The organism is Desertibacillus haloalkaliphilus (assembly GCF_019039105.1).
GTDB lineage: Bacteria > Bacillota > Bacilli > Bacillales > KJ1-10-99 > Desertibacillus > Desertibacillus haloalkaliphilus.
On the sequence record NZ_JAHPIV010000459.1, the window covers coordinates 1 to 354 of the forward strand.

Here is a 354-nt window from a genome sequence, read left to right on the forward strand (position 1 = left end):
TTCAACAGCCGGACAAATTGTTTCAAACGCTTTGATGGCTGCGGCTGTTTTGGGTGAGTGGACAACTGGTCGCATGTGGACGTTTGGTTTGTTGGCCATCGCCGCAGTTGTGATTGGTGCTATCTTTACGGCTTTGCCAGATTCAAAGGCACCAGCCGAAGTTAACCCACAACACGACTTCAAGGGTGGTTTGGTTGCCGTTTTGATTTCAACGATTGGTTACATGATGTACTTCGTGTTCCCTAACTTGTTGAACAAGATCGGTTACATCTCAAACGCCGTTCACAACCGTCACGACGGTTTGGACTACATGACAGCCATTGTTGGACCACAATCAATTGGTCAAGTATTGGG

General features: G+C 47.5%; 1 protein-coding gene. It reads left to right on the forward strand.

What is annotated here, in order from left to right; all coding sequences use genetic code 11:
• Positions 1–354 (forward strand): GRP family sugar transporter (locus KH400_RS22795; RefSeq protein WP_217228538.1); only part of this gene is annotated, 354 nt, incomplete at both ends.